The 25,043-nt window shown below is 68.1% G+C and carries 22 protein-coding genes; 12 read left to right on the top strand and 10 right to left on the bottom strand.

Annotated elements, in window-relative coordinates:
- Positions 1-101 precede the first annotated feature (101 nt).
- Positions 102-2,786, top strand: coding sequence for an aconitate hydratase AcnA (gene acnA / locus H9634_RS05095; protein WP_191725665.1), 2,685 nt, complete (start codon positions 102-104; stop codon positions 2,784-2,786).
- A gap of 230 nt (positions 2,787-3,016) precedes the next feature.
- The gene (gene dxs / locus H9634_RS05090) at positions 3,017-4,957 is read left to right on the top strand and encodes a 1-deoxy-D-xylulose-5-phosphate synthase (protein WP_191725664.1); all 1,941 of its coding nucleotides are present in this window, start codon (positions 3,017-3,019) and stop codon (positions 4,955-4,957) included.
- A gap of 101 nt (positions 4,958-5,058) precedes the next feature.
- On the opposite strand, the gene H9634_RS05085 is transcribed toward dxs, so the two are convergent.
- A complete protein-coding gene (locus tag H9634_RS05085; protein WP_318245003.1) occupies positions 5,059-6,270 on the bottom strand; it encodes a ribonuclease D in 1,212 nt (403 codons plus the stop codon).
- Complete coding sequence (locus H9634_RS05080; RefSeq protein ID WP_191725663.1) at positions 6,267-6,881, bottom strand: DUF3000 domain-containing protein; 615 nt, start codon at positions 6,879-6,881, stop codon at positions 6,267-6,269. The genes H9634_RS05085 and H9634_RS05080 overlap by 4 nt, the downstream gene beginning before the upstream one ends.
- A 144-nt stretch (positions 6,882-7,025) precedes the next feature.
- Between H9634_RS05080 and H9634_RS05075 the strand changes: the two genes are divergently transcribed.
- Together H9634_RS05075 and H9634_RS05070 are read left to right on the top strand one after the other, a co-directional pair.
- Positions 7,026-7,517 (top strand): flavin reductase family protein, encoded by a 492-nt coding sequence (locus H9634_RS05075; RefSeq protein WP_191725662.1) that lies wholly within the window; start codon positions 7,026-7,028, stop codon positions 7,515-7,517.
- A 102-nt stretch (positions 7,518-7,619) separates the two neighbouring features.
- Positions 7,620-8,096: a TspO/MBR family protein gene (locus tag H9634_RS05070; protein ID WP_175294914.1), complete on the top strand. Its 477-nt coding sequence runs from the start codon at positions 7,620-7,622 to the stop codon at positions 8,094-8,096.
- 47 nt (positions 8,097-8,143) lie between these two features.
- Here H9634_RS05070 and H9634_RS05065 read toward each other — a convergent pair whose 3' ends face one another.
- Entirely contained in the window at positions 8,144-8,671 is a 528-nt protein-coding gene (locus H9634_RS05065) for a HutD family protein (protein ID WP_191725661.1), read from the bottom strand.
- Between the two features lie 100 nt (positions 8,672-8,771).
- Between H9634_RS05065 and hemE the strand changes: the two genes are divergently transcribed.
- From hemE to hemQ, 3 genes are all read left to right on the top strand, one after another.
- The gene (gene hemE, locus H9634_RS05060; protein WP_191725660.1) at positions 8,772-9,830 is read left to right on the top strand and encodes a uroporphyrinogen decarboxylase; all 1,059 of its coding nucleotides are present in this window, start codon (positions 8,772-8,774) and stop codon (positions 9,828-9,830) included.
- Positions 9,827-11,278 carry a protoporphyrinogen oxidase gene (hemG, locus tag H9634_RS05055; protein WP_191725659.1) on the top strand — a complete coding sequence of 484 codons (1,452 nt, stop codon included), beginning with the start codon at positions 9,827-9,829 and terminating at the stop codon, positions 11,276-11,278. Before hemE ends, hemG begins: the two co-directional genes overlap by 4 nt.
- A gap of 76 nt (positions 11,279-11,354) precedes the next feature.
- Positions 11,355-12,065, top strand: a complete 711-nt coding sequence (hemQ, locus tag H9634_RS05050; RefSeq protein WP_191725658.1) for a hydrogen peroxide-dependent heme synthase — start codon at positions 11,355-11,357, stop codon at positions 12,063-12,065.
- 144 nt (positions 12,066-12,209) lie between these two features.
- Here hemQ and H9634_RS05045 read toward each other — a convergent pair whose 3' ends face one another.
- Together H9634_RS05045 and msrB are read right to left on the bottom strand one after the other, a co-directional pair.
- Positions 12,210-12,722, bottom strand: a complete 513-nt coding sequence (locus H9634_RS05045; protein WP_175294909.1) for a GNAT family N-acetyltransferase — start codon at positions 12,720-12,722, stop codon at positions 12,210-12,212.
- Positions 12,719-13,138 carry a peptide-methionine (R)-S-oxide reductase MsrB gene (gene msrB, locus H9634_RS05040; protein ID WP_191725657.1) on the bottom strand — a complete coding sequence of 140 codons (420 nt, stop codon included), beginning with the start codon at positions 13,136-13,138 and terminating at the stop codon, positions 12,719-12,721. The genes H9634_RS05045 and msrB overlap by 4 nt, the downstream gene beginning before the upstream one ends.
- 147 nt (positions 13,139-13,285) lie before the next feature.
- Here msrB and H9634_RS05035 point away from each other — a divergent pair, with 147 nt between their 5' ends.
- A complete protein-coding gene (locus tag H9634_RS05035) occupies positions 13,286-14,668 on the top strand; it encodes an alpha/beta hydrolase family protein (RefSeq protein ID WP_191725656.1) in 1,383 nt (460 codons plus the stop codon).
- Between the two features lie 74 nt (positions 14,669-14,742).
- On the opposite strand, the gene H9634_RS05030 is transcribed toward H9634_RS05035, so the two are convergent.
- Genes H9634_RS05030 through H9634_RS05020 form a run of 3 tightly spaced genes read right to left on the bottom strand, consistent with a single transcriptional unit; the run spans position 14,743 to position 17,470 of the window.
- Complete coding sequence (locus H9634_RS05030; RefSeq protein ID WP_191725655.1) at positions 14,743-15,732, bottom strand: malate dehydrogenase; 990 nt, start codon at positions 15,730-15,732, stop codon at positions 14,743-14,745.
- Between the two features lie 25 nt (positions 15,733-15,757).
- Complete coding sequence (locus H9634_RS05025; protein WP_191725654.1) at positions 15,758-16,555, bottom strand: dihydrofolate reductase family protein; 798 nt, start codon at positions 16,553-16,555, stop codon at positions 15,758-15,760.
- Positions 16,556-16,567: 12 nt separating this feature from the next.
- Positions 16,568-17,470, bottom strand: coding sequence for a L,D-transpeptidase family protein (locus tag H9634_RS05020; RefSeq protein WP_191725653.1), 903 nt, complete (start codon positions 17,468-17,470; stop codon positions 16,568-16,570).
- Positions 17,471-17,570: 100 nt separating this feature from the next.
- On the opposite strand from H9634_RS05020, the gene H9634_RS05015 reads away from it, so the two are divergent.
- Both H9634_RS05015 and leuA read left to right on the top strand, forming a co-directional pair.
- On the top strand, positions 17,571-18,863 hold the full coding sequence (locus tag H9634_RS05015; protein ID WP_191725652.1) for a DUF6636 domain-containing protein: 1,293 nt from the start codon (positions 17,571-17,573) through the stop codon (positions 18,861-18,863).
- A 235-nt stretch (positions 18,864-19,098) separates the two neighbouring features.
- Positions 19,099-20,886 (top strand): 2-isopropylmalate synthase, encoded by a 1,788-nt coding sequence (gene leuA, locus H9634_RS05010; protein ID WP_175294902.1) that lies wholly within the window; start codon positions 19,099-19,101, stop codon positions 20,884-20,886.
- A gap of 55 nt (positions 20,887-20,941) precedes the next feature.
- On the opposite strand, the gene H9634_RS05005 is transcribed toward leuA, so the two are convergent.
- Positions 20,942-21,445, bottom strand: coding sequence for a hypothetical protein (locus H9634_RS05005; protein WP_191725651.1), 504 nt, complete (start codon positions 21,443-21,445; stop codon positions 20,942-20,944).
- 163 nt (positions 21,446-21,608) lie between these two features.
- Here H9634_RS05005 and recO point away from each other — a divergent pair, with 163 nt between their 5' ends.
- A complete protein-coding gene (gene recO, locus H9634_RS05000; protein WP_191725650.1) occupies positions 21,609-22,427 on the top strand; it encodes a DNA repair protein RecO in 819 nt (272 codons plus the stop codon).
- Positions 22,424-23,197, top strand: coding sequence for an isoprenyl transferase (locus H9634_RS04995; protein ID WP_191725649.1), 774 nt, complete (start codon positions 22,424-22,426; stop codon positions 23,195-23,197). The genes recO and H9634_RS04995 overlap by 4 nt, the downstream gene beginning before the upstream one ends.
- A 1-nt stretch (position 23,198) precedes the next feature.
- Here H9634_RS04995 and H9634_RS04990 read toward each other — a convergent pair whose 3' ends face one another.
- Positions 23,199-24,968 carry an MOSC domain-containing protein gene (locus H9634_RS04990; RefSeq protein WP_191725648.1) on the bottom strand — a complete coding sequence of 590 codons (1,770 nt, stop codon included), beginning with the start codon at positions 24,966-24,968 and terminating at the stop codon, positions 23,199-23,201.
- Between the last annotated feature and the right edge of the window lie 75 nt (positions 24,969-25,043).

Genomic DNA, 25,043 nt, shown 5'->3' with positions numbered 1-25,043 from the left:
ATAAATTACGGCACAGTTCTGTGACGTAATCACGTGGCGGGCCAGTCCGTGCGGCTCGCCGCGGATCAGCAAGTCGTGTGCCACGGAAGAGGAGAGTCACGATGAGTAACGTTGACAGTTTCGGCTCGAAGGGCACCCTGGAGGTCGGCGGCAAGTCCTATGAGATCTACCGCCTGAACTCGGTCGAGGGCTCGGAGAAGCTGCCGTTCAGCCTCAAGGTGCTGCTGGAGAACCTGCTCCGCACCGAGGACGGCGCCAACATCACCAAGGACCACATCAGCGCACTGGCCAACTGGGACGCCTCGGCTGAGCCGAGCACCGAAATCCAGTTCACCCCGGCACGCGTCGTCATGCAGGACTTCACCGGTGTGCCCTGCATCGTCGACCTCGCCACCATGCGCGAGGCCGTCAAGGACCTCGGCGGCGATCCGTCGAAGATCAACCCGCTCGCCCCGGCCGAGCTCGTCATCGACCACTCCGTGCAGATCGACGCCTTCGGTTTCGAAGACGCCATCGAGCGCAACATGGACATCGAGTACAAGCGCAACGGTGAGCGCTACCAGTTCCTGCGCTGGGGCCAGACCGCCTTCGACGACTTCAAGGTCGTCCCGCCCGGCATGGGCATCGTCCACCAGGTCAACATCGAGTACCTGGCCCGCGTCGTCATGGCCCGCGAGGTCGACGGAGTCACCCGCGCCTACCCCGACACCCTCGTCGGCACCGACTCGCACACGACGATGGTCAACGGCCTCGGCGTGCTCGGCTGGGGCGTGGGCGGCATCGAGGCTGAGGCCGCTATGCTCGGCCAGCCGGTCTCGATGCTCATCCCGCGCGTCGTCGGCTTCAAGCTCACCGGTGAGATCCCCTCCGGTGTGACCGCCACCGACGTCGTGCTCACGATCACCGACATGCTGCGCCAGCACGGCGTGGTCGGCAAGTTCGTCGAGTTCTACGGTGAGGGCGTCGGCGCTGTGCCGCTGGCCAACCGTGCGACGATCGGCAATATGAGCCCCGAGTTCGGCTCGACGGCTGCGATGTTCCCGATCGACGAGGTCACCGTCGACTACCTGCGCCTGACCGGCCGCGACGACGACCAGATCAACCTCGTCGAGACCTACGCCAAGGAGCAGGGCCTCTGGCACGACCCGTCGAACGAGGTGGAGTACTCCGAGTACCTCGAGCTCGACCTCTCGACCGTGGTGCCCTCGATCTCCGGCCCGAAGCGTCCGCAGGACCGCATCGAGCTCTCGGATTCGAAGGAGCAGTACCGCAAGGACATCCACAACTACGCCAAGCCCGGCGAAGAGGACAAGGCCGCCAGCGTCGCCATGGGCGACGGACGCAGCTTCGAACTGGCCAACGGCGCCGTGGCGATCGCCTCGATCACCTCGTGCACCAACACCTCGAACCCGTCGGTCATGATGGCTGCCGGCCTGCTGGCCCGCAATGCCCGCAAGCGCGGCCTCAACACCAAGCCGTGGGTCAAGACCTCGGTCGCCCCGGGCTCGAAGGTCGTCACCGACTACTACGAGAAGTCCGGTGTGATGGAAGACCTCGAGGCGCTGAACTTCTACACCGTCGGCTACGGCTGCACCACCTGCATCGGCAACTCCGGTCCGCTGGAGTCGGAGATCTCCGAGGCGATCCAGGACAACGACCTCTCGGTCACCGCGGTGCTCTCGGGCAACCGCAACTTCGAAGGCCGCATCAGCCCCGACGTGAAGATGAACTACCTGGCCTCGCCGCCGCTTGTCATCGCCTACGCGCTGGCCGGAACGATGGACTTCGACTTCGAGAACCAGCCGCTGGGCAAGGACGAAGACGGCGTCGACGTGTTCCTCAGGGACATCTGGCCGACTCCCGAGGAAATCGAGCGCACGATCGACGAGTCGATCGACACCAGCATGTTCAGCAAGGAATACGGCACCATCTTCGACGGTGACGAGCGCTGGCAGCGGCTCGAAACCCCCTCGGGCGACCTGTTCGAGTGGGACGACGAGTCCACCTACGTGCGCAAGCCGACCTACTTCGACGGCATGACGATGGACCCGGAGCCCATCGAGGACATCTCCGGTGCCCGCGTGCTCGCACTCCTGGGCGACTCGGTCACCACCGACCACATCTCCCCGGCAGGCTCCTTCAAGGCCGACACTCCGGCCGGCAAGTACCTGCAGGAGCACGGCGTCGAGCGCAAGGACTTCAACTCCTACGGCTCGCGCCGCGGCAACCATGAGGTCATGATCCGCGGCACGTTCGCCAACATCCGTCTGCAGAACCTGCTGCTCGACGGCGTGCAGGGCGGTTTCACCCGCGACTTCACCCAGGAGGGCGGACCGCAGACGACGATCTACGACGCCTCGGTCAATTACCAGGAGCAGGGCATCCCGCTCGTCGTCATCGGCGGCGCCGAATACGGCACCGGCTCCTCGCGCGACTGGGCTGCCAAGGGCACCAAGCTGCTCGGCGTCTCGGCCGTCATCGCGCAGAGCTTCGAGCGCATCCACCGCTCGAACCTCATCGGCATGGGTGTGCTGCCGCTGCAGTTCCCGGCCGGTGAGTCCGCCGAGTCCCTCGGACTCGACGGCACCGAGACCTACGACATCTCCGGTGTGTCGGCCATCAACGATGGCGACGTGCCGAAGACCGTCAAGGTCACCGCGAAGAAGGACAGCGGCGAGACCGTCGAGTTCGACGCCGTCGTGCGCATCGACACCCCGGGTGAAGCCGACTACTACCGCAACGGCGGCATCCTGCAGTACGTGCTGCGCTCGCTCGTGCGCCAGTGACGACAACGGCAGGATGACAGTGCAGCAGGCCTGACCTGCAGCGCTTGAACCGGCACAGCAACGGCCGGAGCACCACCAGGTGCTCCGGCCGTTCTGTCTGAACAGGCCCCGTGTCCACCTGGATACGAGAAGCCAAGAGAGTAGACTTGACGTTCTGACCGTATGAAATCGGATATGACGCATGTGTGTCAGCTGCCGATGAGGAGCAGCGAAAAGGAGCCGACAACCGTATGACCTTCCTGGAGAACATCACTTCGCCAGCGGACGTCAGACAGCTCAGCACCGCCGAGTGCCAGGTGCTGACGAAGGAGATCCGTGACTGCCTCATCACCACCGTGGCGCAGACCGGAGGCCATCTCGGCCCCAATCTCGGCGTCGTCGAGCTGACCACCGCCATCCACCGGGTCTTCGAGTCCCCGCGTGACACGATCCTCTTCGACGTCGGCCATCAGAGCTACGTGCACAAACTGCTCACCGGCCGGTACCCGGAGTTCTCCACACTGCGCCAGCGCGGCGGCATCTCCGGCTACCCCTCCAGGGCAGAATCCGAACACGACGTCATCGAGAACTCCCATGCCTCCAGCTCGCTGTCCTGGGCCGACGGCATCGCCAAAGCCCGCCAGCTGACAGGCGAGCGGGACCGGCACGTCGTCGCCGTCATCGGCGATGGTGCACTCACCGGCGGCATGGCCTGGGAGGCGCTGAACACGATCGCAGCCGATAAGTCCCAGCCGCCGCGCAAGCTCGTCATCGTCGTCAACGACAACGGACGCTCCTATGCCCCGACCGTCGGCGGCTTCGCGGAGCATCTCGACTCGCTGCGCACCTCATCGCAGTACGAGAAGCTCCTCTCATGGGGCAAGGAGCGCCTGCAGCAGTCCGGGCCTCCCGGCCGGGCCGCCTATTCGGCGATGCACGGCATGAAGAAGGGCCTCAAAGACATGATGGCCCCGGCTGCGACCGGCATGTTCGACGAACTCGGCATCAAGTACGTCGGCCCGGTCGACGGACACGACCTCGACAGCCTCGAACGCGCCCTGGCCAAGGCCAAGGACTACGACCAGGGCCCGGTCATCGTCCACGCGCTGACCCAGAAGGGCTACGGCTACGCACCCGCGATGGCGGACATGGACGACCAGTTCCATGCTGTGGGCGTCATCGACGCCGAGACCGGCCGCTCGCAGCCGTCGAAGTCGACCTCCTGGACCTCAGTGTTCGGCGACGAGATCACCCGCATCGCACGTAAGCGCCAGGACATCGTCGCGATCACCGCCGCCATGCTCATCCCGGTCGGGCTCAAGAGCTTCGCCGAGGAGTTCCCGGAGCGCGTCTTCGACGTCGGCATCGCCGAACAGCATGCCGTCGCCTCGGCCGCCGGCCTGTCTTACGGCGGACTGCACCCGGTCGTGTGTCTCTACGCCACCTTCCTCAACCGTGCCTTCGACCAGCTGCTCATGGACGTGGCCCTGCACAGGCAGGGAGTGACCTTCGTCCTCGACCGCGCCGGCATCACCGGCCCTGACGGCGCCAGCCATCACGGCATCTGGGACATCGCCATGCTTCAGGTTGTGCCCGGATTGCAGCTGGCGGCCCCGCGCGATGCCACCCGGCTGGTCGAGGAGTTCAACGAAGCCGTTGCTGTCGACGACGCCCCGACTGTGGTGCGGTTCTCCCGCGGCTCGGTCGGCAACGACATCGAGGCGCTGTCCCGGACAACAGACGGCGTCGACATCCTCGCCGAACCCGCCGACGGACTCGACCCCGATGTGCTCATCGTCTCCGTCGGCGCGCTGGCCGACCGTGCTCTCGCACTTGCCGAGGAACTGCGCCAGCGCTCGATCGGCGCAACGGTCATCGACCCGCGCTGGGTGCTGCCGGTGCCGGACTCCGTGCTGACGATGGGCAAAGACCATGCGCTAGTCGCTGTCGTCGAGGACGGTGTGAAGATCGGCGGCATCGGCTCGCAGATCCGCCAGGACCTGCGCGATGAGGATTCGCGCACCGGCGTGGTCGAACTCGGAGTGCCCGATGAGTTCCTGCCGCACGGCACCCGTGAGGAGATCCTCGAATACGCCGGCCTGTCGGTGCCGGACATGCTCGACAACACCCTGCACATGCTGCCCTCGCACCTGGCCGAGCGCGCCCATCGGGCCAGCCGCCGCGCCATGTGAGACCACGTCCGCCAGCGCCATCAGCTGACGGACGGGCACCATGAGCTGGGGCGCCTTCAGCTGTGGGCACCAGCAGCTTACGGACGCCGGTGCGTCAGCTGTCAGGCAGTGGCGTGATCGGCTGCATGCGCAGCCTCGGCGAGCACTTCGGCGGTGCGCTCGATCTGCCAGGGCCGGGCTGAGCTGGCGGCCAGATAGGCTTCGACATCGGCGACGTCGCCGACATGCCGCTCAGCGGCCAGCGACTTCACGATCCGCGGTGTCAGCAGCACGTCATGCGGCATCTCCAGGTCATCGGCGACAGCCCCCACAGCTGCGCGCATCTTCTCCGTCCGCGCCTTGGCGACCTCCCGGTCAGCACGCGGACCGGTCTTAGGCTGTGGCTGACGACGCGGCGGCAGCTGTGAGTCCGGCAGCGCGTCGGCACGCTGCAGGGAATGCAGCACGTCTGCGGCCGCACGCCCGGAGAGCTCTTTGCCGCCGGGCAGCCGGTAGATGTCATCGATCGTGCGGACCTTCGGATCCGACAGCGCCACAAGCAGCCGGTCGCGCAGCAGCCGGGTCGGTGCGATGTCACGGCTGGAAGCCGCCGCATCCCGGTCGAGCCACAGCTGCCGGGCACGGGCCAGAGCACGGCGTGACTTCACCGTTCCCAGACCGCTGATCCGCCGCCACGGCTCGGCATGGACACGCCGCTGGAAGCCGAGCAGATGCTCGAACTCCTGCCTGGCGAACTCGTCCTTGCCGGTCTCTCGCAGCTGGCGGGCCAGCGATTCGCGCAGCTCGATGAGCACCTCGACATCGAGCGCGGCGTAGTTGAGCCAGTCGAGCGGCAGCGGACGCTTCGACCAGTCGACATAGGAGTGCTCCTTGGCCAAGCGCACACCGAGCTCATTGCCGACAAGCGCAGCAAGGCCGAAGCGTTCGGCGCCGAGCAGCCGGGCTGCCAGCTCAGTGTCGAACAGGGCAGAGGGCGTCATCCCGCGATCAGCCAGGCACGGCAGATCCTGGGTTGCGGCATGCAGGATCCACTCGACTCCGCTCAGCGCTGCATCGACCTGCCTGAGGTCCGGCAGCGCCTCGGGGTCGATGAGCACGATGCCGCTGTCGGTGCGCTTGAGCTGGATGAGGAACGCCCGGTCCCCGTAGCGGATGCCGGAGGCGCGTTCGGCATCGACAGCGACCGGCCCGGTGCCGGATGCCAGCAGATCGGCGACCTCGGCAAGGGAGGCTGTGGTGTCGATGACGTCGGGCACACCGCCGGCAGGGCGGGCGAGCAGGGGCAGATTCTCGTCGACGTGGCGTGAGCTCACCGGCGTCGCCCCGGCAGCGGCGTGACGCCTTCGGGGACAGGGGGAAGGCCGGCGACCACGCCGATGAGGTCGATCCAGGCATCCACGTGGTTGCCGATCTCCTCGGGATCCTCCACCACCGGGGTCCAGGAGGCGCGCAGCTCCAGATCGACAGTCCACGGGCGGCCGGCGAGGGTGCCGAAGCTCTCCGACATCACGCGCGTCGTGGTGCCACCGGCCTTGGCGATCTCGCAGTCGTTGGTCTCCAGCGCCTCGGTCAGCCACGACCAGGCGACCGGTCCGAGCATCGCCTCATTGCCCATCTCGGCCTCCAGCTCAGCACGGATATAGCTGACCAGCCGGAACTCCCCATCCCACTCCTCAGGGCGTGCGGGGTCGTAGAGCAGCACGATCCGGCCGGTGGCCAGCTCCTCGATGTCCTCACCGGTGGCGGCTTGGAAGGCCTCATCGGCGCGGACCTCCGCGCCGAGAGCAATGGCATAGGGGGCCAGCTTCGAGGGGGCGGGGATCTCGCTGATATCGATGCGCGCATCCTCGCGCGGGGAACGCAGCACATCTGCTGCGCGGGCGAAGGCCTGCGGGATCCGGTTGAGCGGTGATGGGGCTATCACACTTCACACTGTAGGTCGAGGCACTGACAACAGCGAGCATCCACGCCGGGCAGGTCGCGGCTGAATGGCATCGCCTGCCGGAGCCGGGACTAAAGTGGCGCAGAGGAATGTTACGGCAGACAGGACGAAAGGAGACCGCTGCCGATGAGCGCAGACCCTGAGGATTTCAAGCACGCCTTCCGGCACCACCCGGCCGGAGTCGCCGTCATCACCGCACAGTCACCAGACGGGCCGATCGGCCTGACGGTCTCCAGTCTCGCCAGCGTCACCCTGCAGCCGCCGATGCTGCATTTCTCGGTCTCCACCGCCCGCTACTCAGCCTCCCGGCTGCTCGGCGCTGAGACCTTCGTCGTCAACACTCTTGGGGCTGAGCACGCCGAGATCGCCCGTGCCTTCGCCCGTCCTGAGGGCCCGCGCTTCACCCCCGAACAGGGCTTTGCGACCCTGCCCGACGGCGACCCGTACCTGACCGGCGCCCACGCCGTGCTGCACTGCCGCTTCGCCTCCCAGACCCCGGCAGGCGACTCGACCGTGTGTGTCGGAGAGATCATCGACATCATCACCGAAGAGCCCGGTCGGGCACTCGTCTACGTCGACCGGGAATTCTACGCCCTGGATGCCGCTGACCGGATCTGAGCACCGCCTGTACCCCACACCGAGCTGACATCCGCAACGACGCCAGTCCACACTGCACGCCAGTCGACACTGCACGCCAGCCCACACAGCAAGGAGGGGACCATGTCCCGGAAGTTCCTGCCCCAGCTCGCCTTCACCGGTGCACTCACCGCTGCCGCCGCCGTCGCCGGTTCGATCGCGACCCGCGCCGGCCTCGACGACTACGACGCACTCGACAAACCGGGCTTCACCCCGCCCAGCGAGGTCTTCCCGATCGCCTGGACGACGCTGTACGCCGATATCGCCGCCACCACCGCCCACGCGCTGGCGAAGGCCCGCACCGAACGGGAGCGCCGCCGGATCGTCGGCGAACTGGTCTTCAACCTCGGGCTCAACGCCGGCTGGTCAGTGGCGTTCTTTGCCGGCAGACGCCGCTGGACGGCCACCGGTGTCGCCGTCGCGCTGACGGCATCCTCGCTCTCACTCGTCCGCCAGGTCGGCAGGCAGGAGCCAGCCGCCGGCTGGGCGCTGGCCCCGTATCCGGCTTGGTGCGCCTTCGCCACCGCGCTGTGCGCTTCGGTCGCCGCCCGCAACGACTGAGCCCTCAGCACCACCGACTGAACCCCTCAGCAGCAACGGCTGAACCCTCAGAACCGCAGCACCGGCATCCCGGCGCAGGCCGAAATGCCATCGGGCGCCGGAGCGGCTGCGCGCAGCAGCGTGAAACCGGGCCCGAGGCGGGTCTGACCGAGGGTGAGGAGGAAGGTCCCGTCAAGCACGGGCTCAGGCGGGCATCCTGCGGAGGCGACCACCGCCTCGGCTGCGGTGATCATGAGGTTGACGGCATGGCACGGCCTGGGCAGGCTGATGAGCTCTGTCACCGCCGCGCCGTCGAAGACGCATGCCTGACCGTCGGCCAGCGCGAAGCGTCTGCCGTCGATGTCGAGGACGACATCGCTTCCGATCGGGCGGAAGATCCGCCGCATCCCCGGCAGCGCGGAGAACGCCGCCGGCCGCTCCAAGGACGCAATCGACAGCCGCCAGGCAGGCAGCCCAGGCGTCAGCGCCGCGGACTCGTCGAGGGAGACGAGCTCGACGGTCGAACCCGCCCCATTGGCCCAGGGCGTCGCCGGCTGGTCGGCATAGGAGGCGATCGGTGTCAGCGCACGTGTCATGCCGCCAGCCTAGACGCGTTGTACCGGCGCACATGAGACGGCCTGTTCTGGAGGGCGAACGGTTTTCTCCCCGCCAGCCACAGATGAGACGATAGGAGGCATGACGACCACTCTTGTGCGTGCAGCGCGCTCCCAGCCGGTAGACCGTACCCCTGTCTGGTTCATGCGTCAGGCCGGCCGCTCCCTGCCCGAGTACCGCGAACTGCGCCAGGGCAACCAGATGCTCGAAGCCTGCCGCACCCCCGACCTCGTCACCGAGATCACCCTGCAGCCGGTGCGTCGCCACAACGTCGACGCCGCGATCTTCTTCTCCGACATCGTCGTCCCGCTCCAGGCCGCCGGCATCGACGTTGTCATCGAACCCGGCGTCGGCCCGGTCATCGCCCACCCGGTGCGCACCCAGGCCGACATCGACAGCCTGCCCGAGCTCACCGCTGAGATGATGCCCGACATCACCGAGTCGATCTCGCGCACCGCAGCCGAACTCGCCACCCGCGACGACACCGCCCTCATCGGCTTCGCCGGCGCCCCGTTCACGCTGGCCAGCTACCTCATCGAAGGCGGCCCGAGCCGCAACCACGAGAAGACCAAGGCGATGATGGCAGGCGCCCCGGAGATGTTCTCCCAGCTGCTGGCCAAGCTCGCGGCCATGTCCACGACGTTCATCGACGTGCAGCTGTCGGCCGGTGCGCAGGCCTTCCAGCTCTTCGACTCCTGGGCCGGCTACCTCAGCCCGCGCGACTACCGCACCCATGTGCTGCCGCACTCCCAGCGCGTCTTCTCAGACCTCGCCGGCCACGACGTGCCCAGCATCCACTTCGGTGTGCAGACCGGCGAGCTGCTGCCGGCGATGTCCGAGGCCGGCTCCACTGTCGTCGGCGCGGACTTCCGCGTCGAGTTCACCGACGCCTCGACCCGCGTCCAGCCCGGCCAGGCGCTGCAGGGCAACCTCGACCCGGCCCTGCTCTTCGCACCGTGGGAGGCCCTCCAGCCGCGCATCGAGCAGATCGTGCGCGACGGCCTGTCCCACAGCGGCGGGCACATCTTCAACCTCGGCCACGGCGTGCTGCCGTCCACCGACCCTGAGGTGCCCGGCCGGATCGTCGACGAGGTCCACCGCATCTCCACCGCCCTGCTGAGCGGAGACGACCCGAAGTGAGCGCACCGCGCATCGTCATCGCCGGGGCCGGGATCTCCGGGCTCGCCACCGCCTACCGGCTGACCCGTGCGCTGCCGGATGCCGAGATCACGGTGTGCGAGGCCTCCGACCGGCTCGGCGGGTGCCTCAAGACCTCGACCCTCGGCGGGCAGGCGCCCGGCGGCGCCGACGTCGGAGCTGAGGCCAGCCTGTTCGTCCGCCCCGAGACCACGGAGCTGTGCGCCGAGCTCGGCCTCAACCTGGAGTTCCCCTCCCGGGAGCACTCCTCGCAGCTGTTCGTCCGCGATGCGATGCACCCGATGCCCACGGACACGCTCATGGGCGTGCCGAGCGACCCGGCCAGCCTGGCCGGGATCCTCACCGCGCCCGAGGTGGATCGCGCCCGGGCAGAGACGCTCACCGAGCCTGCCGACGGCGATGTGCCGGTCGGTGAGTTCATCGCCTCCCGGCTGGGTGATGCCGTCGCCGATGTCATCGTCGATCCGCTGCTCGGCGGAGTCTATGCCGGGCGCTGCCGCGAACTGTCGATGGCTGCGACCATCCCGGCGCTGCTGCCGGCCGCGCACACCGGCACGTCTGTGCTCGAGGCGGTGAGCGCGGTGCGCGCCCAGCGCAGTGCCGCCTCCGGGGCCAACATCCCCGGCACCAAGTCACACGACGCCCCGCCGGTGTTCATGACCCTGCCCGGCGGCATCGGCACGCTCATCACCGCTGTGGCCGACGACCTGCGCGCCCGCGGCGTGCGCATCGAAGTCGGCACCCCCGTCACCGCCCTGCAGCCGGGCCAGCCGGGCAGCGCAGAGCCTGCCTGGACGGTGCGCGCAGGGGATGAGCACCTTCCAGCCGAAGCCGTCGTCCTCGCCGTTCCCGCCTACGCAGCAGCCTCGATCCTCGCCGATGTCGATTCCGAGATCGCAGGCATCCTCGGCGACATCGACTACGCCGACTCGGCTGTCGTCACCGCCGTGCTGGACACCGGTGATGCACCGCTGTCCGGCTCCGGCTTCCTCATCCCGCCCACCGAAGGCCGGTTCATCAAAGCCTCGACCTTCGCCTCGAACAAGTGGCCGTGGCTGAAAGACGCGCTTCCTGCAGGCACCGCAGTGGTGCGGATGAGCGTCGGGCGCTACGGGGATGACCCGCACGCCTGGGCTGCCCTCGACGACGATGAACTCGCCGCCCGGGCGCTCGCCGACTGGCGGGACATCACCGGCAGCCAGGCTGAGTGCCGTCACCTGGAAGTCCAGCGCTGGACCCAGTCGCTGCCCCAGTACCGGCCCGGCCACCTGGATCGCAGCACCGCCATCGACACCGCACTGACCCGCCATCCGGGCCTCGGGCTCACCGGTGCGGCCTATGACGGGGTCGGCATCCCGGTCTGCCTCAAACGCGCAGCAGCCGAGGCCCACCGGATCGCCGCCGGCCTCACCGCAGCCATCCGCACCTGAACCGACCGCCCACTGACCCTGAGACCACCCACCCCGAACAGACATGGCCGCGAAGGCCGCAGAGAGGAACGAAGGAATGTCTGACTACGTTCAGCCCACCCCCGAACAGATCGAGAAGTTCAACAGCGAGGTCCGCTACGCCGGCTACAGCGTCTTCGCCGTCGCCGGTGAGCTCGGCGAAGCCGACCGGGCTGAGCTGGCAGCCGAGCTCAACGACGGCCTGGCCGCACTTGCCGACAAGGACCTCATCGTCCGCGGCACCTACGACATCTCCGCCATGCGCGCCGATGCCGACCTCATGTTCTGGTGGCACGCCCCCTCGGTCGAGGTGCTGCAGGAGGCGTACTCCGTGGTGCGCCGCTCGCTGCTGGGCGGACTGCTCGAACCGGTCTGGTCGTGCATCGGCCAGCACCGCCCGGCTGAGTTCAACAAGTCCCACCTGCCGGCATTCCTCACCGACCCGAACCCGGGCGACTACCTGTGCGTCTACCCGTTCGTGCGCTCATACGACTGGTACCTGCTCGACCCGCAGGAGCGGGCCACCATGCTGCGCGATCACGGCAAGGCAGCCGCCGGCTACAAGGACGTCAAGGCGAACACGATCGCTGCGTTCGCGCTCAACGACTACGAGTGGCTGCTCGGCTTCGAAGCCGACGACCTCGACCGCATCATCAGCCTCATGCGCGATCTGCGCGACACCGAGGCCCGCCTGCATGTGCGTGAGGAGATCCCGTTCTTCACCGGCCCGCGCAAGGACCTCGGCGACATCATCGCTCTGTGGCGCTGACGAACCGGGCGGCGCTGACGAACTGGGCGGCGCTGACAGTCTCGACCGGCGCTGCCTGAATCGACATCGACGCATCGACGCCGACGCATCGACGTTGACACCGTGCCGGCTCGCGCATGCACGCGGGCCGGCACCGTCATCTGTTCACAGCCCGGCTTCGCGGCGCAGCGGGGTGTGCTCGATGCCGTCCTCCATGAACCGCGGACCCGAGGGCGTGAAACCGTAGCGGCCGTAGAACCCCTCCAGATGACTCTGCGCATTCATCACCAGCGGTTCATCGCCGAGCTGTGCGACCAGGGATGCCAGCAGGCGCCCGCCTGCACCGGTGCCCCGCACCTCGGGATCGGTCACCACCCGGCCGATCGAATAGGCGTCATCGGCACCTGCCGGACCATCCGGGAATCCCAACGGCAGCACCCGCGCATAAGCGGCCGGCATGACCGACACACCGGTGTCGTTGCCGTGGGAATCGCGCGAGGCGCGGGCTGGCTGCGGGAAGAACGCATGGATCGTCTCCGGCAGCGTGTCGATGCCGTCGAGGTCGAGGAACACGCAGTCCTGCTCGACGACGAAGACCGCCGAGCGCAGCTGCAGGATCCCGTACAGCTCCGTCGTCGTCAGCTCGGCAAAGGGCTTGCAGATCAGCTCGCCGCTCATGCCTCGTCGAAGTCCAGGCAGATCGAGTTGATGCAGAAGCGGGCATCGGTCGGGGTGGAGAAGCCCTCCCCGTAGAAGACGTGCCCGAGGTGGGAGTCGCAGGCCGCGCAGCGCACCTCAGTGCGCACCATGCCCAGCGTGCGGTCTTCGATGTAACGCACGCGGTCCTCGGCCAGGGGTGCGTAGAAGGCCGGCCAGCCGCAGTGGGCGTCGAACTTCGTCTCCGAGCGGAACAGCTCTGCCCCGCACGCCCGGCACGAGTAGACGCCGGTGGCGGTGTGATCGGTGTACTCACCGGTGAACGGCCGTTCAGTGCCGCCCTTGCGCAGCACCGCGTATTCGGCAGGGGAGAGGATCTCCTGCCACTGTTGTTCGCTGCGCTCGGCAGCCTGGCTGGTGCGGGTCGGTTCGGTCATGAGCTCAGCTCCTCCCAGATGCGGATGTGCTCACGCTACCAGGCACGCACACGGTGTGAGCACGGTGAGCATCAGCTGACATCCTCCGTGCTTCCTGGAATCCCAGCCCAGGTGAGGTGAGTAGGATGAGAGTCAGGAGGAACACAGATGACTCACGCGGACTTCAAGAACCGGGCGCTGCGGGCCACCGTCGCCGGCCTCGGAGCGGGCCTGGCCGCCGGGGCGCTCGTCTCGGCCGCCTCATCAGGGCTGGCCGCCTACTTCGCCCGCCGCATCGTCGTCCCCGAACACGCTCCCGAGGACCTGGAGATCCTGCACGTCGACGGCTTCGACGACGATATGCGCGTCCACCTGCCGGCTACCGACGACACCCTTGTCAACGGACGCTACGGCCTGTACTTCGACTCCGCGACCGGTCATGCCCAGCTCGGCGACATCGTCGAATACGACCCGGTCTCCCAGACCGTCTCCCGCGAAGTGCTGGGAGTGACCGCAGGCAACCTGCGCACCGCCCGGTGGGGCCGCTGGACCGGCCAGTTCTACGCGCATCCCGAGCAGCTCAACCTGCCGTATGAGGACATCGCGCTCGTCTCCGATGTCGGCGAGCTGCCGGCCTGGTACCTGCCGACAACGGCCGAGACACCCAGCGATACGTGGGCGATCCTCATCCACGGCCGCGGCGCCACCCGCGCGGAGTGCCTGCGTGCAGGCCCCGTGCTCGACTCGCTGAGCATGCCGGCACTGGCGATGGCCTACCGCAACGACGCCGAGGTGCGGGTCGGCCGGTCAGCCCGCTACGGGCTGGGGGACACCGAATGGCTCGACGTCGATGTCGCCATCGACTACGCGCTGGCCCGCGGGGCGAAGAACGTCGTGCTCTTCGGCTGGTCGATGGGCGGGGCGATCGCCTTCCAGGCCGCCTCGCGCGGCCGCAATCGCGACCATGTCCGCGCTCTCGTCCTCGACGGGCCGGTCGTCGACTGGTACAACGTGCTCGACCACCAGGCCAGACTCAACTTCCTGCCCACCCCGATCGCACGGCTGACGCTGGACATGATCACCCGCCCGTGGGCGAGGCGGATCACCGGGCTGGAGACCCCGCTCGACCTCGACCGGATGGACTGGCTGACCCGGGCTGCCGAGCTGGACACACCGCTGCTGCTCATCCATTCCGAAACCGACGAATTCGTGCCCACCGGTCCCTCGCACGCGCTGGCGAATGTGCGCCGCGACCTCGTGACGATGCCCAGCTACACCAAGGGCCGGCACACCAAGGAGTGGAACACCGACCCGGAGCGCTGGTCGGATGATGTGGCGAACTTCCTCGAATCGAAGGTGCTGCGCAGCCCGCTGCCCAGCCGTCAGCAACCGGCAGAACCGGCCCGGCTGGCAAGCACGTCGCCTACGCGGTCTGCGGGTGCAGCGGCATCGGGTGACACTGCTGCCCAGGAGACGTCACAGCTGCTCGATATGAGCAACCGGCAGCTCGGACGCGGCGACGGCTGCCTGGAACGGCCCGTCGACCGCTGATCGAACAGCCGGCAGGCTCCGGCTCACAGCACGTTCCGGCTCACAGGATGTTTCGGCTCACAGGATGTTTCGGCTCACAGGACGCCGAGGTCCTGGGCGGTGTCCCGCTCGGCCTGCAGTTCAGCGACCGAGGCGTCGATGCGCTGCCGGGAGAACGCGCCGATCTCCAGACCGGTGACGATCTCATAGCTGCCGCCGGTGCACACGACCGGGAACGAGGAGACGAGCCCGGCCGGCACGTCGTACTCACCCTGTGAGTGCACGGCCATCGACACCCAGCGTCCGCTGCTGCCGTGCTCCCAGTCGCGCAGGTGCTCCAGCGTCGCGTGGGCAGCCGAGGCGGCCGAGGAGGCGCCGCGGGCGGCGATGATCGCAGCTCCGCGCTTGGCGACCGTCGGCACGAACTCATCTGCCACCCACGCCTCATCGCCGATGACCTCGGCCAGCGACCGGCCGGCCAGCCGGGCGTGGGAGATGTCGGGGTACTGGGTGGCGGAGTGGTTGCCCCAGATGGCGACCTGCTCGATGTCCTGAACGTACACAGGCTCACCGGTGACCTCGGTGGCCTTCGCCGCCAGCTGCGACAGCGCCCGGTTGTGATCGAGCCGGGTGAGGGCGGTGAACTGCGTCTTCGGGATGTCTGGGGCGTGGTGCGAGGCGATGAGCGCATTCGTATTGGCCGGGTTGCCGGTGACGACGACCTTGACGTGATCGGCGGCATTGACCAGCGCCCGGCCCTGGGTGGAGAAGATCTCGCCGTTCTTCTGCAGCAGATCAGCGCGTTCCATGCCCTTCTTCCGCGGCATCGAGCCGATCAGCAGTGCCGCATCGACACCGTCGAAGGCGGTGGCAGGGTCATCGGTGATCTCGACGGCTTCGAGCCGGGTGAAGGCGCAGTCGTCGAGTTCCATCACGACGCCCTCGAGGGCCTGCAGCGCCTGCGGGACCTCCAGCAGCCGCAGACGGATCGGCTCATCACCGTAGACGAATCCTGCAGCCAGGCGGAAGAGCAGGCTGTAGCCGATCTGCCCGGCGGCTCCGGTGACAGCGATGGTGCGGGTCATGATGTGCTCCTATCGGTGGGGTGGATCAGGGGGACCCCAGCTGCAGCCGGTGGATGGCGGTCGAACCATCGGTCAGCTGGGACAGGGGGCGGGCGCGCAGCGGCGGGTCGAAGGTCGGCCCGGAGAGCAGGCCCGGGCCGGTGCCGGTGATGAGGGGGCTGACGGTCAGGCACAGTTCGTCGATGGCACCGGCCTGGATCCAGGCCCCGAGCAGGGCGGGCCCGCCTTCGCACAGCACCCGGCGCATGCCTCGGGCGCGGAGGTCAGCGAGCACCGCTGCCGGGGTGACATCGTCTGCATGGGTGACGACATTGCCGTCCCCGCAGTAGCCGCGCAGCCTCTCCAGCGTCACCTCATCGGCACACGAGGTGTGGACGATGACATCGGAGGTGCCGGCGGCATCGAGCCGGTTGGTGTCGATGCGCCCGGAGGCGGTGATGAGGACGAGCGCGGGCACGTCGGCCTGGCCGCGGCGGCGGCGCTGGGCGAGGTGAGCGCGTTTGGCGGCCAGCCGGGTGTAGCCTTCGGCCCGGGCGGTGCCGGCTCCGACGACAACGGCATCGGCAAGGGACCGCAGCACCGAGAACACCCGCATATCGGCAGGGGAGGAGATCTCCCGGGAGCTGCCGTGAGCGCCGGTGACGGCCCCGTCGAGGGTGGTGACCATGTTCGCCTGCACGCGCATGCCGTGCCGGCCGCTCAGCGGGCCGGAATCGTAGAGGGCTGTCAGCGTCGGCTCGCCGAGCTCATAGGGCAGCAGCCGGAGTGTCGGGGTGAGCTCGCGCAGTGTCGTGCGGGTGGGGAAGCCGGGGTGTGCCGTCATGCGCTGCCTGGCTCACCGGCCGAGGAGGTCGGCAGGACCCATGACGATGTGCGGATCGAGCTCGGGGTCGATGGTCTGCAGCAGATACTGCATCTCATCAGTCGGCACGGTCACGCAGCCGCGGGTGGGGGAGTCGTGGTCGACGTGGAGCCAGATCTTGCCGCCGGCATCCCAGCCCATCGGGCGGGTGTTGTCCGTCGGGGCGGTGCCGGCCTTGCGGTTGTAGTTGATGGCGATGACATAGTCGAACACGTCGCGCCAGTCCTCACCGTAGACCTGGGCGGCACCATCGCGCAGGCCGCTATTCTGGGTGTAGGGCAGCTTCGAGTTCGGGTCTGCCTTGGCTCCGCCGGCGTCGGTGAGCGCGAAGACGCCGACCGGGGTGGTGCCGTCGCCCTCGCGGCGCTCTTCGGCCCACCCGCTGCGGCCGTTGTGGGCGGAGAAGACCTTGACAGCCTCCCAGTCAGCCTCGACATCAGCACGCTGGTAGAGCACCAGCTGGTTCCGGGTGTCCTTCGCGTCCTCGCCGATGGCCACCAGCACCTGGCGGGCCGTATCGGGCACCTCGCCGCGGGTCTCCGGGCCGACACCGGGCAGGGTGGGGAACGTCTGGCCGGCAGCGATGTCATCGGCAGGTACGACAGCGTCATCGTCGGTGCTGCTGGAAGCCTCGCCGTCCGGTGTGGAGTCGGCTGCGTTCGGCTCGATGGGCTCCTGAACGGCAGGGGCCGGGAAGTCACCGGGCGACTGCAGCTGCGGGGCGCTGAGGCTGGAGCCGACACTCTCTGCAGCGACCGGGGCGCCTTCAGCGGCTGCCTGCGCGTTGGCGCTGCCGACTGCGCCGCATCCGGAGACGAGCAGTGCGGCCGCTGTCAGCACAGCAGCCGGCAGGACTGTCTTCGGCGCGATGGGCATGCGGCCATTATTCCATGCTTGAGCAGGCCGTGCAGATTCCGGCGCGCCTGGTCACCTCCTGAGTATGCGGATACCGGCAGCAGACTAAACTGGGAGCACTATGACCCTGCCACCACCGCCGTCGCACCGGCCGCAGCCGCGCCGCCGCGCCGACTCCGAACCCGAGGAGTCGCTGACGACCCAGCTCTTCGTCGGCCAGCCCAAGCCGGGCGCCGACAGCTCTGCCGACCCCGCCGGTTCGGAAAGCCGCGGACAGTCCGGCAGCCAGGCTCAGGCTGGTGCCACCGCCGCGATGCCGCCGGTGACCGGAACACCTGCCGCGCCTTCCCAGCCGCAGACGGCACCTGCCGGCCAGCCGGCGACGGAACCAGCCGACGCGACGGGAGACAGTGCGGAGTCGACGAAGATGCTCAGCCTCGAAGAGCTGCGCGAACTCGCTGCAGAGACCCGCGACGACAGGCTCGACGGCACCCGGGAACAGGACATTCCGCGTGATCACCTGCCGAAGGCCACCAAAGCCGATGAGGCATTCGCCGAACAGCAGGCAGCACCCTCGGTGTGGCCGGCTCGCCAGCCGTCCGATGCGCCACCACCGCCGCCGCAGCCGCCGGTCGTCAGCCCGGCCGCCTCGCAGACCTACGGTGCCACCGCATCCGGCTACGCCGCCTCCCCGCCCGGTTACTCTGCGGCCCAGGGCCACAGCCCCGTGCAGAGCTACGGAGCGGCACCAGGATATGCACCCGGACACGGCGCTCCGAGTCCCGGGCAGCACGCCGGATTCGGGCAGCCGCCCGGCATGCCGACCGGCTCGTTTCCGCAGCCACCGGCACAGCCGCCGCGCAAGAAGGGCGGTCTGCCGGTCCCGGCCATCATTGCGATCATCCTCGCCGCACTCATCGTCGCCGGCAGCATCGGCTACATCGTCTGGGACCTCAGCACCCGCAGCGACGACGTCCAAGGTGAGACGCCCCCGCCGCCACCGGCTGACACCACCGAACCGACGAGCGAAGCGAGTCAGGAGCCGACCGAGACCTCCGGTGAACAGGTCGCTGAAGCCTTCACCACGCCGTCGGGCAACATCTCGTGCACGATCAGCAACGAACGCGCCCGCTGTTCGATCGCCAGCTTCGACTACGATCCGCCGGCGGACAAGCCGGAGAACTGCAAGGTCGATCCCTGGGGTTCAGTCGTCGTCGCCAATGCCGATGGTGCCGGGTTCTCCTGTGCCGAAGCACCGCCGAGCAGCGGTGAGGCTCAGGAGCTTGCCTACGGCCAGAGCCTCGAAGCCCACGGGATGCGCTGCACCTCGAACGAGGACGGCGTCGAATGCACGCACATGGAGTCGGGCAAGGGCTTCAAGATCGCCCGCGCCGCGGCGAACTTCACGAACTGAGCCAGCACACATGCCGGCATCTCAAACCTCGGACGCGGGTATGGATGCCGGCAGCGGCGCTCTACCATGGACGCATGGCAAGGCACATCCTCCTCCTTCCGTGCCGCGGCGAGGCCTGACTCAGGCCGCATCCTCGCCGCGGAGTCCGTGCTGCCGGTCGCTGACACCCCCGCCGGGTCACTCGCCCACCTGCGAAACTCCCGGGCTCTGAGCACACCACAGAGGATGAAACACCATGGCGAAACTGCAACAGCCGACCCCCATGCCATTTGCGAAGTACAAGTCCTTCTTCGACCGCATCTCCCTCGACATGCGCGATCGCACCTGGCCTGATCAGCGGATCACGAAGGCCCCGCGCTGGCTCTCGACCGATCTGCGCGACGGCAACCAGGCACTCATCGACCCGATGACCCCCGACCGCAAGCGCGCGATGTTCGACCTGCTCGTGCGCCTTGGATTCAAGGAGATCGAGGTCGGGTTCCCGGCTGCCAGTCAGCCGGACTTCGACTTCGTCCGCCAGATCATCGAAGAGGACGCCATCCCCGATGATGTGCGCATCTCGGTGCTGACCCAGGCGCGCGAGGATCTCATCGAGCGCACCGTCGAAAGCCTCGTCGGGGCCAAGAAGCCGACCGTGCATCTGTACAACGCCACCGCCCCAGTCTTCCGCAAGGTCGTCTTCGGCTTCGACGGCGAAGGCTACGACCAGACACGCGACATCGCGATGCGCGGCACCCAGGCTGTGATGAAGCACGCCGAGTCGATGCTCGGCGACGCCGACTTCGGTTACCAGTACTCACCGGAGATCTTCGTCGACACCGAACCGGAGTTCGCTCTCGACATCGTCGGCAACGTCCTCGACATGTGGCAGCCGGCCGACGGCCGCGAAACCGTCGTCAACCTGCCGGCCACCGTCGAACGCGGCACCCCGAACACGTATGCCGACCAGATCGAGTGGTTCTGCCGCCACGTGCCCTACCGGGAGAACATCGCCGTCTCCCTGCACCCGCACAACGACCGCGGCACCGGAGTCGCCGCGGCTGAACTCGGCATCATGGCCGGTGCCGACCGGATCGAAGGCTGCCTGTTCGGCAACGGCGAGCGCACCGGCAACCTCGACCTCGTCACCACCGCACTGAACCTGTACTCCCAGGGAGTCGATCCCGAACTCGACTTCTCCGACATCGACGAGGTCATCCGCACTGTCGAGTACTGCAACCAGATCGGCGTGCACGAACGCCACCCCTACGGCGGCGACCTCGTGTTCACCTCGTTCTCCGGTTCGCACCAGGACGCGATCAACAAGGCCTTCGCCGACCGGGAGAAGAAGGCCAAAGAGGCCGGCGTGCCGACCGACGAGATGGAATGGGATATGCCCTACCTGCCGGTTGATCCGAAGGATCTCGGCCGCACGTATGAGGCGATCATCCGCGTGAACTCCCAGTCCGGCAAGGGCGGGGTCACCTACCTGCTCAAGAGCGAGTACGGCCTGGACATGCCCCGGCGCATGCAGGTGGAGTTCTCCAAGGTCGTCCAGCAGCACAGCGAATCCGGCGGCGAGATCCCGGCGTCGGAGATCTGGCAGATCTTCTCCGACGAGTACCTGCCGGCAGAAGAGGCCAGCAAGAGCTGGGGCCGCTTCCGGGTCACCGCGCTGCGGACCGAATCGGCCCACGTCGATGACGATGCCGCTGGCAAGAACGCCGAGCGCCTCGAAGTCACCCTGGAGACCGATGGCCAGGAGCGCTCCTACGAAGGCCACGGCACCGGCCCGCTGAACGCGCTCGTCAACGTCATGAACGAGAACTTCGGCGTCGATGTGCGAGTCCAGGACTACACCGAGCACGCGATCGGCGCCGGAGCGGACACCACCGCTGCGGCCTACGTCGAGATCGCCATCGGCGACCGCGTGCTGTGGGGTGCCGGCATCCACCCGAACATCACGAAGGCCTCACTCAAGGCCGTCATCTCGGCGATCAACCGCTACATGCGAGACGAAACGAGCTTCGACGGACAGCAGTGACACGCTGAGAGCCTGCAGGGCGCTGGGACGATCGCCCCAGCGCCCTGTTCGGTCTTCAGGAGTGCGCCCAGCCGGACTGTTGATGCAGCAGGCGCGCCCAGCGGCGCAGCGCTGTCGTCAGGGTCGCGCCGATGAGCGTCAGACACAGCAGAGCCGGGGCGAACAGCGGCCCGCCGCCGGGGACAAAGAACGCCGAGACGAGCATGAGCGCCACGATGCCGGTCGTCACCGCTGCGGCCAGGGCTGCGATGCGCACGGCTGCAGCCGCCGAGACCGTGCGATCCCTTGCGCAGCCGCGCAGGGCGCTACCGAGGGTGGCCGCACACGCTACGGCGGCCAGACCACCGACGGCGAAGGCGATCGCGTAGAGATCCAAGGCGCTGCTCAGGCCCGGATACTCCGGGCGGAAGGCCAATGTCTGCGCGACAACGGCAAGCGTGGCCGCTGCAATGGGGACGGTTGCAATCCATGCGGTGGCCGACAGGGCCGAGAAGACTCCGCAGGCGGGATTCGCGGCAACAGGCTGATGGGTTTGAGCGGGGAGAACAGAGGTCATCATCGGAGTGCTCCAGGTGTTCGCACAACTGATCGGGCCCCATCGTAGATCTGGCTACTGAGACGATCCTGGGACGCAGATGAGAGACACCGCTGGGGTGCGTGCCGGCGGCACGCCCAGCCGGCACCTCGCACGGGCACCAGGCTGAGAGTGAGATAATCGGCTGGTGAGGTTCTATCGTGATGTCGGCATCGTCCTCGGCGGGCACAAGCTCGGCGAGGCTGATCGCATCGTCATCATCCTCACCCGCAACCACGGCCTCATCCGCGCTGTCGCCAAGGGCATCCGGCGCACCAAATCCCGGTTCGGCTCCCGGCTGGAGCCGTTCATGTTCGTCGACGTGCAGTGCCACATCGGCCGCAGCCTCGACATCATCACCCAGGTCGAGCTGCTTGAGCCCTTCGCCCGCGGGATCATGTCCGACTACGACACGTATGCGGCAGCCACCGGCATGGCCGAGACCGCGATCCGCCTGACCGAGGACGAACCGCAGGCCCGCGCCCAGTTCCTGCTGCTGCTGGCCGCCATCCGCTCGCTGTGCAACGGTGAGCATGCCCCGGGCCTGAGCCGGGATGCCTACCTGCTGCGAGCGATGTCGCTGGCCGGCTGGGCGCCGAGCCTCGATGACTGCGCCCAGTGCGTAGCACCCGGCCCGCACCGCGCATTCTCACCAGCCCTCGGCGGGGCTGTCTGCCACTCCTGCCGCCCACACGGCACCGCGCTGCCGAGCTCGGAGACGATGGACCACCTCACCGCCCTCATGTCACGTGATTGGCAGCGCGTCGAGGCCAGCAGCGTCTATCAGCAGACAGAGGCCTCCCGCCTCATTGTCACCTACGTCCAATGGCACCTTGAGCGCAAAGTCAAGTCCCTGGCCGTGCTCGCCAGCCAGCCGGCCCCCGTCCAGCCGACGTCTGTCCAGCCGGCCCCCGTCCAGCCTGCACCGCACCCGTCGGCACCGTCAGCTTCCGTGGAGACCACATGACCTATCCCGCTCCGCCAGCCCACCCCTCGGGCGCGGTTCCGCCTGCCATCCCAGCGAAGTTCGTCCCCGACCACGTCGCCATCGTCATGGACGGCAACGGGCGGTGGGCCAATGAGCGCGGGCTGCCGCGCACGGCCGGCCACACCGCAGGCGAGGCCTCCCTGCTCGACGTCATCCACGGGGCGATCGAGATCGGCGTGAAATACCTGTCGGCCTACGCCTTCTCAACCGAGAACTGGAAGCGCTCACCGGAGGAGGTGCGCTTCCTCATGGGCTTCAACCGCGATGTCATCCGCCGCCGCCGTGATGAGCTCAACGCACTCGGTGTGCGGATCGTGTGGTCGGGCAGGCGCGGTCGGCTGTGGAAATCCGTCATCGACGAACTCGAACGCGCCGAGGAGATGACGAAGCACAACACCGGGCTGATGCTGCAGTTCTGCGTCAACTACGGCGGCCGCTCCGAACTCGTCGACGCCGTCAACGCCATCACCCGCGAAGTCGCTGCCGGGAAGACGAAGCCGGGCAAGATCACCGAGAAGACTCTGACCAACCGGCTCTACCACCCCGAGGTCCCCGATGTGGACCTGTTCCTCCGGTCCTCGGGTGAGCAGCGGACCTCGAACTTCCTGCTGTGGCAGTCGGCCTATGCCGAGATGGTCTTCCAGGACGTGCTGTGGCCCGACGTCGACCGTCGCACCCTGTGGGCCGCCATCGAGGAGTACGCTCGCCGCGACCGCCGCTTCGGCGCGGCCGTCGACGCCCCGAAATGACTCACACGTCGATCTCGACCGGCCCGAGCGGCACCGCCGAGCACACGAGCACCTCATCGGCGTCCCGTGGTGCTGAGGGCTCGACCGGGTAGGCGATCTGGCCTGCGCGCAGGGTCAGCGCGCACTTCCCGCACGCGCCTGCCCGGCACAGGCTGTCGACGTCGACGTCGCGGCGTTCGAGCGCGTCGAGCAGCATCCCCTGCTCCGGTGTCCAGTCGAACACCGTGCCCGAGGCGGTGGTCACGGTGGCAGGCACACCGGCCTCCGGTGCGTACCGGCTGAGGTCGATGCGAGTCATGTCGGCAGGCGACGTGAATATCTCGGTATGGATCTGCTCGGCGGCGATCCCGGCTGCCGCGGCCGCGTCGGTCGCCACAGCAGTGAAGGCTGGCGGGCCGCAGATCACGAGACTCGTGCCGGGCCCGAGGTGGGAGGCCAGTTCTGCTGCGCCCAGCCGGGAGCCGCCGTGGCCCGGGCCGGTGCAGCGGCGGATGAGCTCAGGTGCCGGTGACATGCCAGCGGCGAGTTCGGTGAGCTCTTCCCACAGGCGGCTGGGTGCCGGGCTGCGTTCGGAGTGGAGGATGCGCACCTGCCGGCCGGCCAAACCGGGCAGCAGAGACAGTGCCGGGGTGATGCCGATGCCGGCGGTGAGGAACACGACCTCGTCACCGAGCCGATCGGCGGTCACCTGCCCGAACGGCCCGGAGACCAGCAGCCTGTCACCGGCTTTCATGCCCGCCAGCCGGTGGGAGACTCCGGAGCGGATGCGCACCCGCAGGTGCAGTGCGTTCCCGGTGACGGCTGTGACCGTGTAGCAGCGCCAGGTCGGCGTGCCGGCCGGCGAGTCGGGCAGGTGCACCCGCACATGCATACCGGGGGAGTGGAAGTCGGAGATGAACCCGAGATCGTCGCTCAGCCGGATCTCTGCAACGCCCTCACGGCAGTCAACCGTCTCGATGGTCATCTCCCTGGGAGCGGTCTGGCGGTTGAGCGCCGCCACCGGTGCCGGGCCGAGCACCTCGATCCGGTCGCCTGGCCGGATCTCACCGGTTGTGGTGACGGAGAGGTAGATCCCGCAGTGCAGATGCCCGCACCCGGCGGCCAGCAGACGGGGGATCGGCAGGTCGGCCGCTCCCGAGGTGGGATCGACTTCGGTGGCCGGGCAGCGTTCGATCGGAGAGCGCACAACCGCTTCCACTCCGCCGATGCGCAGCCGCTTGCCGACCAGCCCGAACTCCGCGAAGGCAGGAAGCCCGTCGATGAGGATGTTGCCGCGGAAGCGCAGCGGATCGACCGGCCCTCCGGCGAGTCCTTCGAGTGCCTGCGCTGTCGCCGGATTGATGATCGACAGACCGGACACCTGGGAGTCGAACATCCCCTGGCCGGTGGACACGAGCTCGCGTCGGTGCGGCCCGTGAGGCGTGAGCCGGGCAGCAAGGAAATCCTCTGCTGCGTGCAGGCTCTCCGGCGCGCCATGGGAGAAGGTGACCTGGCCGCCGTCGGGTGCCTGCACGCCGATGGCGACCGGCGCCTCGGGAGCGGACGCGTCATGCCGGGTGCGCACCTGCCATTGCTGAAGTGAGGTGTCGTTCTTGAGCACCGTGAACGAACGCGGGCCAGCCCACTGGCCGGGCACAGCCGGTGCGGCACCGGTGGTGAAGGCGAAGGCGCGGTCGCCGTCGAATCCTGAGCCGGCGCGCGCAGAACCGGTCTCGATCGGCTCGGCGGGAAAGCCCTTGAGTGGGAAGCGGAAGAGGGCGGAGACGCGCATGGAGGCCATGCTACTCCGCCCTCTTCACAGCATCACAGACTGTTTCAGACTGCGGCGGGAACCTCGCTGCCCGGA

The organism is Brevibacterium gallinarum (assembly GCF_014836885.1).
Taxonomy (GTDB): Bacteria; Actinomycetota; Actinomycetes; order Actinomycetales; family Brevibacteriaceae; genus Brevibacterium; species Brevibacterium gallinarum.
Note: the sequence above shows the minus strand (reverse complement) of the source record. Positions and strands in the feature narration are given on the sequence as shown.